Consider the following 16407-nt stretch of genomic DNA (forward strand, 5'->3'; position numbering starts at 1 on the left):
GGTCGGTCGCGACGAGGGCGGTGGTCACGGCAGATCCTTGATCAGTCCCATGCAGGAATACGCCAGGTCGGGAACCGTTTCGACCGGCACGTCGCGGGCTGCGGCGAGCATCCGGATGTGCGCGTGCTCCTCGGCATCGGCCTCGCGGACCAGCACCCGCCACGGCACGCGCCGCAACAGCACCCGGGTGGTCTCACCGACACCGGGCTTGACGTAGTTGACGGTGGAGATGCCGTACTCGGCCCGTACCCTCTCCACCGACTCCCAGCCCGCCCACGTGGGGGTGCGGTCGGACCGCAGGATGTCCCCGGCGGCGGTGACTGCGGCGTCCCGGTCGCCGAATTCCGCGGCGACGGTGTCGAGGAGGACGGCCGAGACGTCCTCGCCGGCAAGTTCGGCGTAGAACTTGGCGCCGTGGAACTCGCCCGGGCCGATCAGGGTTTCGTTGAGGACGGTGCGTGAGACCAGGCCGGAGACAGTGGAATTCAGGCACGCCGAGGCGATGAGGAAGTCGTCGCGGGTGCCGTAGGTCCGCACGCAGTACCCGGGGTCGGCGAGCACGGCGAGGTCGCCGGAGAGTTCCGGACCGCCCGCGGCCCGGTACTCGGCCAGGGCCGCCGCGAGTTCGCGGGCGATGGCGCCCTTGCCGGTCCAGCCGTCGACGAACACCACCGAGGCCGGATCGTGACGCGCCGTCACGTGGTCGAGGGCGGCGACGTCGATGCCACGGCCCCGCACGATCGACACCGCGTAGTGCGGCAGGTCCAGCCCGTGGTGCCGCTGCGCCCAGCGACGGATCAGGATGCCGACGGGAGTGCCGGCGCGGGCCAGTGATACGAGCGTCAGGTCCCGGCCCCGTTCGGCGAGCAGCAGTTCGGTGACCGTACCGACGGCGTGGGCGAGGCGCCCCGCCGTCGCGGCGAGTACCTTGTCGAACAGCTCGCGGTAGGCGGCATCGGGTTGGTATTCGATCGGCAGCGTCTCGGCGTAGTGGGCGAGACCCGACTGGATGCGGCGTTCGCGCTCGGCGATGTCGGCCTCGAGGGCGACGTGCGAGAGGTCCTTGAGGAGCCACCGCACCTCGTCCGGGGCGTAGGAGCCGAAGTCGGGTCCGGCCAGCGGAACGGTCATCGTCCCTCCCGGGCGGCGCGCAGCACCGACGGGTCGGTGGCGGGCACGACGGCGACGACCACGTCCTCCCCGGCGGCGGTCAGCACGTCGAGCAGGCCACCGTCGGCCCGGAGGCGATCGGTGTCGGCGGGATCGTCGAGCACCAGCAGCAGCCGTGCCCGTTCCTCCGGCCACCGCGCGTTGTACAGGTACCGCGGGACATCGTCGGGTTCGGGTGCGATGAAGGTGAATCCGCGCCGAAGGGGGTAGCAGGGCACGTCCCGGACGTACGCAGGGGAGCGGGTGGTGGTCTGGAACCGCGTGGGGGTCCCCCGGCGGGCGAGCGCGTCGGCGATGCGCAGTGGCAGGTACATCAGTTCCTCGTGGCCCACCACGACGACCGGCCGTCCCGGTCCGAGGGCGGTGGCCACGGCCTCGGTCGTGTGCTCGATCGCGGCGTCGAAAGCCGCGGTGTCGGTGCGCAGGAAGCCGTGCCGCCCGCCGTCGGGCACGGTCGCCGGCCACGGCAACGTCACGAAATCCACGGAGCCTCTTTGTGAGGCAACGGGATTCATATCCGGATCGGGCAGTGCGGCGACCCGCTCGACGAGCCCGTCGGGAAGGATCGTGTGTCCCGCCGCGAGGCTCACGTGGTCGATCCGGGCGCCGAGTTCGGCGGCCGCCTCGTCGACCGCGCGACGGTGATCGGCGGTGCGCATGTCCACCAGCGACGCGACGACGTACCGGGCGCGAGGATGGTGCCGGTGCAGGGACCGGATCGCGTCGACGGCCGTGGCGCCGGTGGAGATCTCGTCGTCCACCAGGACCAGCGGTGCGTCGTTCGCGAACAGCTCCGGCGACGTCGGCTGGAGCAGGTGCGACGTGGCGTGCGAGTGGCCCTCCTCGAACCCGGCGAAGGTGCCGGCGCCGGGCACGTCGCGCCGGGTGGAGTGCAGGTAGCAGCGCGCTCGCAGCCGGCTGGCCACACAATGACCCAGGCCCGTTGCGGTTTCGGCGAATCCGAGTACGACCGTGTCGTGCGCAGCGGAGCCCAGCAGGTCCGCGACGAGATCGCCGAGCCGGTCACCCGCGCCGATGACCGCGGCCGGGTCGGTGGGAATGTGCTTGCCGAGCACCGTGGAGACCAGCAGGTGTGCGCGACGGGGGTTGCGGCGCAGCCCCGGCACGACGAGGTCCGGCACGGTGTCGCCGGTCGCCGAGTCGAAGTGCTGCAGTTCCAGGCCGAATTGCTCCGTCGCCCAGGGTGACTGCAATCCCGCCGTCACCGGTCCACCAATGCCGTCAGCAGGTCCACGAAAGTGACTCCCTTGTTGGTGACGCCGAACACCGAGGCGCGCAGCAACGTCTGCTGCGCCCAGGTGCGGTGCGGACGCCGCTCGTTCATCTTGTTGCGGTAACCGGAGGCCTGCACGCCACCTGCGTCGCCGCCGAGGATGTCGACCGCGTCGTGGTACTCCTCGTGGGTGACCGCGGACAAGGCGTGCACCGCGGCCACATGGGAGGGATGGATCACGGTCTTGCCCTGGATGCCGTTCGCCCGGTCGAGGGCGATCTCGCGGAGCAGCCCGTCGAGATCCCGGCTGACGAGCTGCTGGCGGAACATCACCGCGTCGTGCTCGGCGAACGGCGTGGCCCGCAGCATCGGGCGGAACATGCGCTCGTGATCGGCGAAGTACTCCCAGACGGGACCGGTGATGACGAATCCGGTGCCGTCGGTGCGGCCGAGGTAGTTGACGACATCCGCAATGACATCGACGACCACGCGCACGTCGTAGATGGTCAGGTCGCGGTCGCGGCGGATGCCGAACGTGCCGCACATGTCGGTGGCCCCGATCCGTACCGCCAGCACGCGGTCACGGTGCCCGGCGAGCAGTGCCGCGATCTGCTGCAGCTCGCCGTCGCGGGTCTGCCGGTGCACAAGCTCGGCGGACTCGAGCACCGGCATCGCGTACAGGTGCTTGCCGAGCCGCTCGGACGCCGCCGCCACCGCATCGAGGAAGGCCGGCCCCGACGCCGCGGTGAACTTGGGCAGAACGAATCCGGTCAACGCGGTGACGCCGGGCCCCAGGATGTCGGCGATGCGGTCGACACCGTCGGGGGTGCGCACCCGGACGAACAGCAGCATCGTCGCGGCCGCGGTGCCGGCGAGCTCGTCGAGGGTGGCGACCGCGTTGCGCAGGCCGTCCTCGACCTCGTGATCGGCGACGGCGTCCTCGAGGTCGATCACCATCGAGGCGACACCCTCGCGGGCTCGGCGGGCGATCGTGGCGGTCAGATCCGCGCGGGTGGCCGGGACGTACAGGGTGGCCCCGAGCGCGACGGCGAGCCGATCGCGCTCGTCGGCATCGGAGAATGCCTGCGGCGGATGCAGGAACAGCGTGTCCCGGGTCGCGCGGTCCATGTGGTGGAAATGGTGCATCGTGCGCATATCGGCGAAGGTTCCCCCACTCATGCCTCTTCCGTTCGTCCTCTCATTCGTTGCACCACGCCGGCGATGAAGCGCGAAACGGCGTCGAGCTCCCGGACGTACGCCCAGTAGTCGGGGTGTACGCCGGTGAGCGAACCGACTGCCCTGTCGATCCGATCGAGCTGCGCGTCGAGCACCGATCCCCATTCTGCGGTCAATCCCCGTTGCACCGCGAGTTGTTGCGCGTCGCGCAGACGGAACCGTACCTGCTCCACCTTCGCGGCCGGATCACGGCGGACCGCGCGGAGGACGGACAGCCGCTCGGTGACGGCGTCGACGTAGCGTTCCGCCTGGGTGAGCGATGCCCGGACCGCCGCGGTCAGCTCGAGCGCCTGCTCGGGCCGGTTCCCGGCCGAAGCCGTTCGCGCCGCGGTCACGTCGGCGTCGGCCCGGTCGAGGAACTCGCGGGCGGCGCGCTCGTTGCCGGACAGGTCGGCGGAGCTGGCCGCGTTGAACTCGCGCAGCAGGGCCGAGAACGCCGGCGCCAGGCTCTCGGCGCGGGTGCGGACCGCCGACAGACGGGTGGTGACGGATGCCACAGCTTTCCGGGCGGACTCGGCCTTGTCCGGCGCCTGCGCGAGGGCGCGACGCAGGGCGATGGCCGCCTCCTCGGCCCGCCGCGCCGCCGTTCGGACGGCGCCGGTTCCCACCGCCGAATCCAGGGCGCGGACCTCCGCGTCGAGCGCGTTCGCCGCGGCCCGCACGGACGGGTAGTCGGCGTATGCGGCGTGCTCGGGCGCGTCCACCAGCGCCGCCGCAGCCTGCGCCTCGGTGCGGACCTGCCGGGCGAGCTGCGGGACGGTCTGTGCCACCGCGACCGAATGCTCGAGGTGTGCGCGGTGGCGATCGTAGAACTGGTCGAGGGTGCGGGTGGCGAGACCGATCTGCTGCAGAGCCTGTTCGTAGGCCGGGGCGGGAGCGAGCGGATCGGTCGGTTCGGTGCGGGCGAGGTGCAGGTACGTCTCGGCCGCGCGGTAACAGGCTTCGCGGACGGGCTCCCACTCGCGGCGCAGGCCGCGCTGCGGCGCGAGGTCGTGCGAGGCCGTGACGCCGGCCTCGGCGACGGACTGGCGACGGTCCATGTCGAGGAACGCGGCGACCATCGCGTCGTAGGCGCCACGGGCCACCGGATCGTCGGTGCTCCCACCGCCGAAGAGGCGGCGCGTCCATCGGCTCGCCACGCCCCGAATGGTACTGGCCCGCGCGGTTCGGCCCCGTGCGCGCGCCCCGAGCATGGGGCGTCGGCGCGGAACAACTATTAGGGTGGAGTGACACGCGCAAATCGGGCGTGCCCGCCCGGGCACCTCGTCCGGACCGACAGATCGAAAGGACCCCGCATGGGCGTCAGCTTGACCAAGGGCGGCAATGTTTCCCTCACCAAGGAAGCGCCGAACCTCACCGCCGTGGCCGTCGGCCTCGGCTGGGACATCCGCAGCACCACCGGTGCCGACTTCGACCTCGACGCCAGCGCGATCGCGACCGGCGCCGACAAGAAGGTCGTCTCGGACCAGCACTTCGTCTTCTTCAACAACCTCAAGTCCCCGGACGGCTCGATCGAGCACATCGGCGACAACCGCACGGGCGAGGGCGAGGGCGACGACGAGGTCGTCAACGTCGACCTGAGCGCCGTGCCGGCCAACATCGAGAGCATCTTCTTCCCGGTCTCGATCTACGACGCCGACTCCCGCAGCCAGTCGTTCGGACAGGTCCGCAACGCGTACATCCGCGTCGTCGACCGCGCCAACGGCAACGAACTCGCCCGCTACGACCTGTCGGAGGACGCCTCCACCGAGACCGCCATGGTCTTCGGTGAGCTGTACCGGCACGGTGCGGAGTGGAAGTTCCGCGCCATCGGCCAGGGCTACGCGTCCGGCCTGGCGGGCATCGCCCGCGACTACGGCGTCAACGTCTGACGTCGCATCCGGATTCCGGATCCGGCCCCCGGCTTCGTCGCCGGGGGCCGCTTTCCTTGGTTCACCGATAAATTGCTGCAGTAACCACCCTGCACCGCCCCGATCCAGACAGAAAGGCCACGCTTCGTGGTTCTGCGCATCTTCGGCATATCGTTCGCCGTCACCGTCGTCTCCCTGGTGGTCGCCTTCCTCTACGGCGGACCCCAGGCACTGTTCCTCGCCGCGATCCTCGGCGTCCTCGAGGTTTCGCTCTCGTTCGACAACGCCGTCATCAACGCCACCGTGCTGCAGCGGATGAGCGAGTTCTGGCAGAAGATCTTCCTCACCATCGGCATCCTCATCGCCGTGTTCGGCATGCGGCTGATCTTCCCGCTGCTCATCGTGTGGATCGCCTCCGGCCTCGGTCCCGTCGAGGCACTCGACCTCGCCCTGAACCCACCGCCGAACGACGCCGCGTACTTCCCCGACGGCAGCCCCAGCTACGAGACCATCATCACCGACGCCCACCCGCAGATCGCCGGATTCGGTGGCATGTTCCTGCTGATGCTGTTCCTGAACTTCATCTTCGAGGAACGCGAGATCAAGTGGCTGGCCTGGCTCGAGCGCCCGCTCGCGCGGGCCGGCAAGCTGGACCAGCTCGAGGTCGTCGTCGCGTCGGTGCTGCTCGTGCTGACCGCCACGATCCTCGCTCCCGAGGACAAGGTCTCCACCGTGATGATCGCCGGCGTGCTCGGCATGATCACCTACATCGTCGTCAACGGGCTCGGCGAGCTGTTCCACATCCCCGAGGAAGAGGAAGAGCCGACGGGCGGGCCGACCCAGCTGGCCAAGGCCACCGGCAAGGCCGGGTTCTTCCTGTTCCTCTACCTCGAGGTGCTCGACGCGTCGTTCTCCTTCGACGGCGTGATCGGCGCGTTCGCCATCACCTCGGACCCGATCATCATCGCCCTGGGCCTCGGTTTCATCGGCGCGATGTTCGTCCGCTCGATCACGGTGTTCCTCGTCCGCAAGGGCACCCTGTCGGAGTACCGCTACCTCGAGCACGGCGCGCACTGGGCGATCGGTGCGCTCGCGTTCATCCTGCTGTACTCGATCGGCCACCACGTGAACGAGATCGTCACGGGTCTCGTGGGGGTCGCGCTCATCGGTGCCGCGTTCGCCAGCAGCATCCGCCGCAATCGTCAGGAGGCGAAGGCGACCGTCGCCGCCTGACCGCACGACTTCGATGGGAATCCTCGATCGGTTCGAGCGATCGAGGGTTCCCATCTTCGTATCCAGGGAAAGGTCTTACCCATGGCAATCGATTACACTCGACCCTCGAAGAACCCCGGCGACAAGCAGGGCGGAGTCGGCCTGAGCAAGATCAGCCTCACCAAGGCCGCTCCGACGGTCGGCCTCGCCAAGTCCGGAGCGGAGCGAGGGATCACCCAGGTGAACCTGAACTGGTCCCAGGGCGGATCCCCGGCCCCACGGAAGCAGGGGTTCCTCGCCAAGCTCACGGGTGGCGCGACGGGCCGCGGCGTCGACCTCGACCTCGCCTGCCTCTACGAGCTTGCCGACGGCTCCAAGGGCGTCGTCCAGGCCCTCGGGAACAGCTTCGGTGCGCTGGAGAAACCCCCGTTCATCGCGCTCGACGGCGACGACCGGACCGGCGCCGTATCCGGCGGTGAGACCATGCGCATCGACCTGGGCCAACCCGAACGATTCCGGCGGATCCTGATCTTCGCGATGATCTACGAGGGCGCCCCGAACTGGGCTGCCGTGGACGGTGTCGTCACCCTCACTCCGCCCTCCGGACCGCAGATCGAGGTGCGCCTTGACTCGCCGAACAATGGCGCACGCATCTGTGCCATCGCGATGCTGCAGAACACCGGCCGCGAGATCAGCGTCTCGCGGCTCGTCGAGTACGTCGACGGCAGCCAGTCCGACCTCGATCGTGCTTACGGTTGGGGCATGAACTGGGCCCCGGGCCGCAAGTAGCACCATCGCGCCCGATGGTGGCATTCGGCTGCAACGAATATCGGGCCGACAGCGATCCCTTCAGAGGTTCACCCCTTCGGGTGGAACGATGCCGACTACTCAGGGGGTTTGCCGTGACATCTCCGATTCTGTCCAAGGGACAGAACATCACTCTGCCGAGTGACCTGTCGCAGATCGACGTGGTCGTCGGGTGGGTCGAATCGGAGGTCGAGGTCGACGCTTCGGCGCTGCTGCTCGGCTCCGAACGAAAGGTACGTTCGGACGCGGACTTCGTCTTCTACAACCAGCCGGAGTCCGCCGACGGGTCCGTACGGTTCCTCGGCACGAGTACAACCGAAGAAGGAGCGCAGGCGCGGATCGCTGTCGTTCTCTCGGACGTGCCCGCCGACGTACACACGGTGGCGCTCGCGGGAAGCCTCGGTACCGGGAGATTCGGAGACCTGGGCAAGCTCACCCTGCGAGTGGTCGACCCTGCAGGGCATCCGGTGGCGGAGTACGTGACCGCAGATGCGACCAGCGAAGCTGCCTTCGTTTTCGGGGAGATCTATCGGCGCAACGGCGAATGGAAGGTCCGTGCTGTCGGGCAAGGATGGGATTCCGGTCTGTCCGCGCTCGCGACGGATTTCGGCGTCGACATCGACGAGGAACCGGGGGGACCGTCGCACGACGCCGGTGACACCGTCTCAGTGCGCGACTCCGCTCACACCGATGCCGGGGAGGCACCGACCGCTCCGGCCGCGGATGTCATCGAGGACCACGCCGGCACATCCGCCGCACCTTCAGCGAAGCGGCGCGGCGTACGAACCACCAGGCGAGTTGTCACAAAGGCGAAGCCGATCGATTTCAAGCTCGCAGAGCACGACGCCTGGCAACCTGCGCGACTCTTCTCCGTAGCTGGAGTGGGTAGCGGCGAAGAGCAGGAACGCAGGGCAACGTCCGCGCTTGTTGCGACTATGCAGGCGGTACGTCCTTTCGCCCGTGCCATCTGTTCCCGAGTCGGGGCGCCGGCAGGTGCGTTCGAGGGTTATTGCGAAGTGCAGTACGCCCAGGGCGAGTCGAAGGTGATTCCCGACGCCGTGCTGAAGGTGTCGCGTGGCGCCAAACTCTGGACCGCGTTGCTCGAGGTCAAGACGGGGAACGGCAAGCTCAGACGGGAGCAGTTGGAGAACTATCTCGATGTCGCGCGGAAGAACAAGTACGACGTCGTCGTGAGTCTTTCGAACGACATTCCTGCCAGTGCGGGCGAGCTTCCCATCGAGGTCGACCGCCGCAAACTCGCCAAGGTGGCCCTGCGGCATCTGTCCTGGTCGGAGGTAGCGCACGAAGCTCGCATGCTTCTGTCCCACGGTGGTGTCGACGATGCGCTGCAGGCGTGGATTCTCGGTGAGTTTCTTCGCTACCTGGACCACCCCCGGTCCGGTGCGGCCGAGTTCGTCGACATGGGACGCCATTGGGTTGGGGTCCGAGATGCCGTCGCGTCAGGAACTTTGCGTGCGGGCGACAAGAAGGCGGCAGCGGTGGCGGACACGTGGGTGTCCTTGGCGCGGCATCTTGCGCTTCGTTTGACCGCTGAATTGGGAGTGACGGTCAAACATGTTCTACCTCGGCGATACAACAACGACCCGAGTGCACGAAACGCCTACTTCGCAGAAAAGCTGGCGTCCGAGGGGACTCTCGAGGCCCTTCTCCGTATTCCGGAAACAGCCGGTGATCTCGTGGTAGTGGCCGATCTCCGCACCAACCGTGTCCGCTGCCGGACCACCATCGATGCTCCTGACGAAGGCACTTCGGCACGTCGATTGTCCTGGTTGCTGAGGCAACTGAAGGACGCACCGGGTGATGTCCAAGTGGAAGCAGTCTTCTCCGAGCGCGGAAACGAAGCCTGCGAGCATCTCGACGCCGTCCGTGCCGATTCCAAGATCCTCACCGAGGGGAGGGACGGCCGGATCGTCAGCTTCACCCTTCAGCAGGGCTTCCCTATGGGAGGCCGACGGTCGGGAACTGCCGCCGGATTCATCACCAGCGTGACCTCTTCCACCGATTCGTTCTATGCCGGTGTCGTCCAGCCCCTGAGGGGGTGGGTGCCGGCTGCTCCCAAACCGGCACCTCTCGGCGAACCGGCTGCTTCCGAGTTCGAATAGGCCCGGGGGAGGGCTCGCCCTACCGGCGGGCCCTTCATCGTTTCGCGGACAACTCGCGCAGCAGCGTCTCGGCGTCGACGAACGCCCGCGCCCGTCGCACGACGGTCGGCGCCGCTGGCGGATGCCCGTCCCACCCGTGGAACAGCGTGCTCAGGCTCAGGACGATCCGCTCCGGGTGGATCCAAACGCCCCACCGGACGAATTCGGGATCCCGCACCAGCTGCCGGGCCGCCTCGAGCGGCCCGGCGCCGCGCGCGTACTGTTCCCGGCCGGCCTGCTCGAGCCACACCCAGTAGGCGCGCAACTCGCGGATCTCCGCGGGTCCGCACAGCGGCCCGTGACCGGGCACGTAGAGGTCCGCGTCCAGGGCCAGCAGCCGGTCGATCGCGGCGAGCCAGTTCTCCAGCGGCCCGTGCCACAGGATCGGGGTCGAGCCGATGAACAGCAGATCGCCGGCGAACACGATGCCGGCGTCCGGCACGTGCGCGATGAGGTCCCCGGCGGTGTGGCACGGCCCGAGGCGCTCGAGCTGGACCGGACGTTGCCCCACATCGAGCCGCAGGATTGTGTCGAAGGTGTGGTCGGGCAGCCGAGGCGATCGCAGCGGCAGGCGGGCGCCGCCCGGCACCCGGCGCATGTAGGCGGCCGCGGCGCCCAGCATCCCGGGCAGCGCGGCGAGCGGACGTCCGGCCGCCGCGAGCGCCGCCACCGCGGCGGGAGGGAGATCCTCGCGCATGCCGCGCAGCGCGGCCGCACTCGTCGTGATGCGAGCCGTCGCCGGAAGCGTGTCGTTGCCCCACCAGTGGTCGCCGTCGGAATGGGTGTTGACGGCCTCGGTGATCGGTGCCCGCGACACCAGCGGCTGCTGTGCCTCGGCGATCCGCCGCGCCAGCCGCGTGTCCCACGCGGTGTCCACGACCAGCGACGCCGTGCCCGCATCGACGACGAGACCGGTGTTCGCTTCTCCCCAGCCGCCCGGCGTCCGTACAACCGCCCACACCCCGTCGCCGATCTGCGTCAACCCGCCGTCGCCCACCGTTCGCCCCCCGTCCGCAGTGGCGGTGAGTCTAACCGCACGAGCCGGACCGTGGTTTGCCCCCGGCCCGGCCCGGGAACGCGGTATGAATCGCACGGACGGCGTCACGAGCGAAGGGGATCCCATGGGAACGACGGTTGCGGTCACCGGCCCCACCGGCGAGATCGGCAGGGCCGCGGTCGCGGCCCTCGAACAGGACCCGCGCATCGACCGGATCCTCGGCATGGCGCGAGGCCCGTTCGATCCTGCCCGGCAGGGCTGGACCAAGACCGAGTACCGGCAGGGCGACATCCTCGACCGCGGCGCCGTCGACGCCCTGGTCGCGGAGGCCGACGTCGTCGTGCACCTGGCCTTCGTCATCATGGGCTCGCGCGCCGAGAGTCACCGGATCAACATCGCCGGGACCCGCAACGTCTTCGAGGCGACGGTTGCCGCCGCCCGGCCGCGGCGTCTCGTGTACACCTCGTCCGTCGCCGCGTACGGATACCACCCCGACAATCCGACCCCGCTCTCCGAGGACGTGCCCACGCGTGGCTCGCACGAGCACTACTACTCCGAACAGAAGGCCCAACTCGAGCGGGTGCTCGACGAGGTCACCCGCGGATCGGACCTCGAGGTGTTCGTGCTGCGGCCCTGCATCGTCGCGGGGCCGCACGCGACCGCCCTGGCCGATGCCATGCCGTGGCGGCAGGTCGCCGGGCATCTGCCCGGGGCCGTGCGGAAGGCCGCCGGCGCCCTGCCCCTGCCGCGCCCGGTGTTCCCGGACCCCGGTCATCCGCTCCAGCTCGTGCACCACGACGACGTCGCGAGTGCCGTCGTCGCCGCCGTGACGTCCGAGGGGCCGCCCGGCGCGTACAACATCGCCGGCGACGGGGTGGTGTCGCTGTCGGACGTCGCGGCCGCGCTCGGCGCCCGGCCGATCCGGGTCCCGGCGTCGGTCGCGACGGCCGCGTCGGCCGTGGTGGCGCGGCTGCCGTTCCTGCCCTCGATGGTCGAGTGGATCCACACGGGCCGCACGTCCGTCGTGATGGACACGACGAGGGCCCGGACGCAGCTCGGCTGGCAGCCTCACTACACGAGCGCCCAGACCCTCGCGGCGCTGGCGAGCGCGGTGGGTGGCGCCCGGTAGCAGTGGGTCAGCGTCGCGCGGCCGCGTGCGCGGCCATGCGGATCGGGGCGTTGACCGTGCCGTGACCCCGGTAGCCGCCGCGCCGCTGCACCAGTTCGAAGAACACCCGGGCACTGACGACCTTGGTGAACACCTGGAACAGCTCGCCGCCGTCCTCGTCCCGATCGTAGAGCACGTTGTATTCCCGCAGGGCGGCAAGCATTTCCGGATCCGGAGCCAGGCGCGCATCCAGATCGTCGTAGTAGTTGCGGGGGATCTCGAGCACCGGCGCTCCCGAATCATGCAGGGCGCGAGCGGCTTCCACCGCATCATCGACACCGAACGCGATGTGCTGGGGGTGCCGCACGCCCGGTGCCCATTCGCCGCGACGGAGCACGGGTGCGACCAGGCCGACCTCGAAACCGTCCGTGGCGAGGACGCGGCTGCGCACCAAGCCGAACGGTCCCGCGTATTCGGCGGCCTCGGCGTCGGTCAGGCCCAGCACCGACCGGTAGAACAGCGTGGCTTCGTCGAATCGGTCGTAGGCCTGGGTCAGCGCGACGTACTCGGTGCACCGCACGCCCACCGCCGTCGTCGGCGTCGTGCCGGTGGGGCGGAAGTCGTTGCGCCAGTTCGCCGGGCCGTCGCTCCGCGACGACAGGAACAGGGCGGTGCCGTCCGGGGAGACCACTGCGGACAACGGTGCCTCACCCGGGCCGACGACCCGCGCCAGCTGCGGTGCCAGCAGCTCGTGGGCGTGCCGGGAGACGGCGCCGACGTCCGCGACCTCGATCCCCAGAGCGGTGACGGCCGCGCCCTCGGCCGCGCTGTGGGCCGGGTTCGAGGTGTTCACCAGCACCCGCGCATCCCCCTGCTCCCACAGCTCCACCGGCTTGCTGTGATGCTGCCCCGAGTGGGTGAAGCCGAGCGAGGCGAGGGCCGCACGGACCGGCTCCGCAGCGGTGGGCGGAGTTCCGATCTCCGTGAACGCGTGCCCGCGCACCTGTACCGGGTTGGGGTCACCGTCGAGCCGCAGTTCCAGATCGAGCAGCGAGCGCATCGCGTCGATCGCCGTCGGCACCGGCGCCGCCTGGCGGAACACATCGTTGAACACCTCGAGCGAGAGCGGCCCGGTGTAACCCGCCGCGAGGACGTGCCCGACGAGTCCGACGAGATCGAACTCGCCCTCGCCCGGGAACACCCGGTAGTGGCGGCTCCACTGCAGGACGTTCATGTCCATCTCCGGTGCGTCGGAGAGTTGCAGGAAGAAGATCTTCTCGCCCGGGATGTCCGCGATGCCGGCGACGTCCTTGGTGCGGGAGAAGATGTGGAAGCTGTCGAGGCACAGCCCGAGGGCCGGATGATCGGCCCGGCGCACGATCTCCCACGAGCGCTGCCAGGTGTTCACGTGGCGGCCCCACGCCAGCGCCTCGAAGGCGATCCGCATGCCCCGCTGCGCTGCCGCATCCGCCAGTTCCCGCAGCTGCGCGGCCGCGAGATCGACATCGTCGACGGTGTGCGGCGACACCGACGAGCACACCAGCACGAGGTCGGTGCCGAGCTGTTCCATCACGTCGAACTTGTGCCGCGCGCGGCGCATGTTGCGGGCGTGGATCTCGGCCGGGACGGCCTCGAAGTCGCGGAAGGGCTGATACAGCGGGATGCTCAGCCCGAGTTCGGCGCAGCGCTCGCGCACCGCCGCGGGGGTGAGCGGGGAGCCGATCAGGTCGGGTTCGAACAGTTCGATGCCGTCGAACCCGGCGTGGGCGGCGGCGACGAGCTTGTCCTCGAGGGTGCCGGACAGGCACACGGTGGCGATTGCCTTGGCGCGCTTGGTCCCAGGACGGGGGTGGGTCATGGTCGGGCTCCTCCACGGTGCCGCCTGTGCGGGCGGACTCGGAATCGGGGACCGGTGCGCGAGGGCGGGTTCGCCCCGCACACCGGTATCGGCAGGGGTGGCTCGCCGCGGGTCGCGCGCGAGGGGACCGGTCTCGGGGTGTGGGGGCGCCGGTTACGCCTGCGCCGTGCGCTGGGCCACGAGCGCGCGCAGCGCCCACTCGTAGCCGGCGACGCCGAGACCCACGATGATCCCGGACGCGACCGGGGAGATGTAGGAGTGGTGGCGGAACCCCTCGCGGGCATGGACGTTGGAGATGTGCAACTCGATGAGCGGTACGTGGGCGCCCTTGATCGCATCGTGCAGGGCCACCGAGGTGTGCGTGTAGGCGCCCGCGTTGAACACCACCCCGAGGGACTCCCCGCGGGCGACCGCGGCGCCGGCGTCGTGGAGGGCGTCGATGAGGACGCCCTCGTGGTTGGACTGCCGGAAGTCGATGTCGACGCCCAGTTCCTTGCCGACGTTGCGGCACAGGGTCTCCACGTCCTCGAGGGTCTGCGCGCCGTACACGCCGGGCTCGCGGGTGCCGAGCAGGTTGAGGTTGGGGCCGTTGAGGACGAGCACCGAGGTCATGGACGAATCTCCTTTGCTTTCTTCGTGTTCCGGGGGCATCTCCCGGCCGGGTCTGTCAGCCGACGGGCAGGCCGGCGGTCACGGTGCTCGAGCGCACGACGAGGTGGGTGCCGAGTTCCACGGGCGCAGCGCGGGGTGTGGTCTTTCCGTCGAGGACGTCGCACAGCAGGTCGATCGCAGTCACGCCGGCCTCGTCGAACGCGAGATGCACGGTGGTCAGCGGCGGCGAGGTCATCTCGCAGAGCCACGAGTCGTCGAACCCGACGACGGAGTAGTCGCGGCCCGCCCGCAGTCCGTGCTCGGCGAAGCCTTGCATGAGGCCGACGGCGGCCTGGTCGTTGTACGCGACGACGGCCGTCGTCCCGGTGCCGACCAGTTCCTCGGCCGCCTTCCGGCCCGCGACGACGAAGTCGGGCTCGAGGGGGCCGAGCACCGTGCCGGTGATGCCCCGGCCGGCGCAGGCCTCCACGAAGGCGGCGCGGCGGCGGCGCTGGGCGAGCCAGTACTCGGGGCCGCCGAGGTAGGTGACGGCGGTGTGCCCGGCGTCGGCGAGATGCTCGACGGCCTCGACCATGCCGTCGTCGGAGGACAGCAGCACGGCGGGCAGATCGCCGGCAGTGTGGTTGACGAGCACGACGGGCGTGACCCGTGCGAGGTCCTCGAGGTCGGTGTCGGACATGCGCGGGGCGATCAGAACCAGTCCGTCGACCTGCCGGGCGATCGCGCGGACGAGGTCCAGCTCGTCCGCGGACCGTCCCTCGCCCGCCGCGACGAAGAGGGAGTAGCCGCGCGCGCGGGCCCGGTCCTGTGCCGACTCGACGGCGGGGCCGAACACGGGGTTGCGGATGTCCGGGACGAGGAAGCCCAGGTTGTGGGTGCGGCCGAGGGCGAGCGAGCGGGCGGTGGGGTTGGGGGTGAAGGACAGTGCCTCCGCGGCGGTGAACACCTTCGCGCGCGTGTCGGGACTGACGGCCTCCGGGCGGGAGAACACGCGTGAGACCGTGGCGGTCGAGACGCCGGCGCGCGCTGCGACCTCGCGAAGCGTCGCCATGGGTTCTCCTCAGGTGTGGGGTCCACCCACTGTGCAAGCGGTTACATCGCTTTGTCAAGCTGCATGTAACCGCTTGCACGGAGGGGCGGCCTGGGCGTCGCCCGCCGACCGTACCCAGCGGGCGACGCGTCGCTCACCCGTCGATGCTGGACATGTCCCCGTAGCGCTCCCCCACGACCGCCTCCCGGGGTACCGCCGACTCGATCGCGCCCAGCTCGTCCGCGGTGAGCGACACGGCCGCGGCCGCGACGTTCTCCTCGAGGAAACGCACCCGCTTCGTCCCCGGGATGGGGACCACGTCGTCGCCCTGGGCGAGGACCCACGCCAGTGCCAGCTGACCCGGGGTGCAGTTCTTGGACCGGGCCAGGCGGCGGACGGCGGTCACGAGCGCCAGGTTCGCCTCCAGCGCCGCACCCTGGAATCGCGGGAAATACGCGGTGCGGCGAGAATCCGAGCTCTCGAGATCGGACGGCGCCGTGATCGCGCCCGTCAGGATGCCGCGCCCGAGCGGCGAGTACGGCACGAGCCCGATGCCGAGGTCACGCAGGGCCGGCAGGATCTCGTCCTCGATGTCGCGGGTGAACAGCGAGTACTCGGTCTGCAGCGCGGTGATCGGGTGGACGGCGTGGGCCCGGCGGATCGTCTCCGCGGACGCCTCCGACAGACCCAGATGGCGGACCTTCCCCGCCTGCACCAGTTCGGCCATCGCGCCGACGGTGTCCTCGATCGGCACGGTCTTGTCCACGCGGTGCTGGTAGTAGAGATCGATGTGGTCGACGCCGAGGCGGCGGAGCGACGCGTCGCAGGCCGTGTGGACGTATTCGGGCCGGCCGTTGATGCCGAGGCGGGTGCCGTCCTCGGCACGCTCGTTGCCGAACTTGGTCGCGAGGACGACGCGGTCGCGGCGATCCGCGACGGCGCGGCCGACGAGGTTCTCGTTGGTGAACGGCCCGTACATGTCGGCGGTGTCGAGCAACGTCACGCCGAGCTCGAGGGCCCGGCGGATGGTGGCGACGGCCTCGGCCTCGTCCCCGGTGCCGTAGAACTCGGACATGCCCATGCACCCGAGTCCCATCGCCGAGACCGTCAGCGGCGACGCGGTGCCGAGCG

At 69.9% G+C, this 16407-nt stretch carries 14 protein-coding genes; 5 read left to right on the forward strand and 9 right to left on the reverse strand.

Annotation, left to right across the window (positions count from 1 at the left end; genetic code table 11):
- Positions 1 to 24: 24 nt before the first annotated feature.
- From OCS65_RS02980 to OCS65_RS02995, 4 genes are read right to left on the reverse strand one after another with little or no spacing between them, the layout of a single operon-like run.
- Entirely contained in the window at positions 25 to 1131 is a 1107-nt protein-coding gene (locus tag OCS65_RS02980; protein ID WP_006941747.1) for a cysteine protease StiP family protein, read from the reverse strand.
- Positions 1128 to 2396 (reverse strand): phosphoribosyltransferase family protein, encoded by a 1269-nt coding sequence (locus tag OCS65_RS02985; RefSeq protein WP_006941746.1) that lies wholly within the window; start codon positions 2394 to 2396, stop codon positions 1128 to 1130. The genes OCS65_RS02980 and OCS65_RS02985 overlap by 4 nt, the downstream gene beginning before the upstream one ends.
- Positions 2393 to 3583, reverse strand: coding sequence for an HpcH/HpaI aldolase/citrate lyase family protein (locus OCS65_RS02990; RefSeq protein WP_029546599.1), 1191 nt, complete (start codon positions 3581 to 3583; stop codon positions 2393 to 2395). The genes OCS65_RS02985 and OCS65_RS02990 overlap by 4 nt, the downstream gene beginning before the upstream one ends.
- A complete protein-coding gene (locus OCS65_RS02995) occupies positions 3580 to 4701 on the reverse strand; it encodes a hypothetical protein (RefSeq protein WP_263510356.1) in 1122 nt (373 codons plus the stop codon). The genes OCS65_RS02990 and OCS65_RS02995 overlap by 4 nt, the downstream gene beginning before the upstream one ends.
- A 234-nt stretch (positions 4702 to 4935) precedes the next feature.
- Here OCS65_RS02995 and OCS65_RS03000 point away from each other — a divergent pair, with 234 nt between their 5' ends.
- From OCS65_RS03000 to OCS65_RS03015, 4 genes are all read left to right on the forward strand, one after another.
- Positions 4936 to 5511, forward strand: coding sequence for a TerD family protein (locus OCS65_RS03000; RefSeq protein WP_006941734.1), 576 nt, complete (start codon positions 4936 to 4938; stop codon positions 5509 to 5511).
- 126 nt (positions 5512 to 5637) lie between these two features.
- Positions 5638 to 6723 (forward strand): DUF475 domain-containing protein, encoded by a 1086-nt coding sequence (locus OCS65_RS03005; RefSeq protein ID WP_263508748.1) that lies wholly within the window; start codon positions 5638 to 5640, stop codon positions 6721 to 6723.
- Positions 6724 to 6804: 81 nt separating this feature from the next.
- Positions 6805 to 7491, forward strand: a complete 687-nt coding sequence (locus OCS65_RS03010) for a TerD family protein (protein ID WP_263508750.1) — start codon at positions 6805 to 6807, stop codon at positions 7489 to 7491.
- 113 nt (positions 7492 to 7604) lie between these two features.
- On the forward strand, positions 7605 to 9632 hold the full coding sequence (locus OCS65_RS03015; protein WP_263510357.1) for a TerD family protein: 2028 nt from the start codon (positions 7605 to 7607) through the stop codon (positions 9630 to 9632).
- 34 nt (positions 9633 to 9666) lie between these two features.
- On the opposite strand, the gene OCS65_RS03020 is transcribed toward OCS65_RS03015, so the two are convergent.
- Complete coding sequence (locus tag OCS65_RS03020) at positions 9667 to 10668, reverse strand: MBL fold metallo-hydrolase (protein ID WP_263508752.1); 1002 nt, start codon at positions 10666 to 10668, stop codon at positions 9667 to 9669.
- Positions 10669 to 10792: 124 nt separating this feature from the next.
- Here OCS65_RS03020 and OCS65_RS03025 point away from each other — a divergent pair, with 124 nt between their 5' ends.
- Positions 10793 to 11797: an NAD-dependent epimerase/dehydratase family protein gene (locus OCS65_RS03025; protein WP_043803098.1), complete on the forward strand. Its 1005-nt coding sequence runs from the start codon at positions 10793 to 10795 to the stop codon at positions 11795 to 11797.
- 7 nt (positions 11798 to 11804) lie between these two features.
- On the opposite strand, the gene OCS65_RS03030 is transcribed toward OCS65_RS03025, so the two are convergent.
- From OCS65_RS03030 to OCS65_RS03045, 4 genes are all read right to left on the reverse strand, one after another.
- Complete coding sequence (locus tag OCS65_RS03030) at positions 11805 to 13634, reverse strand: sugar phosphate isomerase/epimerase and 4-hydroxyphenylpyruvate domain-containing protein (RefSeq protein WP_102800568.1); 1830 nt, start codon at positions 13632 to 13634, stop codon at positions 11805 to 11807.
- Positions 13635 to 13787: 153 nt separating this feature from the next.
- A complete protein-coding gene (aroQ, locus tag OCS65_RS03035; protein ID WP_006941726.1) occupies positions 13788 to 14246 on the reverse strand; it encodes a type II 3-dehydroquinate dehydratase in 459 nt (152 codons plus the stop codon).
- Positions 14247 to 14301: 55 nt separating this feature from the next.
- The gene (locus tag OCS65_RS03040; protein WP_050036087.1) at positions 14302 to 15297 is read right to left on the reverse strand and encodes a LacI family DNA-binding transcriptional regulator; all 996 of its coding nucleotides are present in this window, start codon (positions 15295 to 15297) and stop codon (positions 14302 to 14304) included.
- Positions 15298 to 15430: 133 nt separating this feature from the next.
- On the reverse strand, positions 15431 to 16372 hold the full coding sequence (locus tag OCS65_RS03045; protein WP_231386039.1) for an aldo/keto reductase: 942 nt from the start codon (positions 16370 to 16372) through the stop codon (positions 15431 to 15433).
- Positions 16373 to 16407: the final 35 nt, after the last annotated feature.

This window comes from Rhodococcus aetherivorans, from assembly GCF_025722975.1.
In the GTDB taxonomy this organism is placed as follows: Bacteria; Actinomycetota; Actinomycetes; order Mycobacteriales; family Mycobacteriaceae; genus Rhodococcus; species Rhodococcus aetherivorans.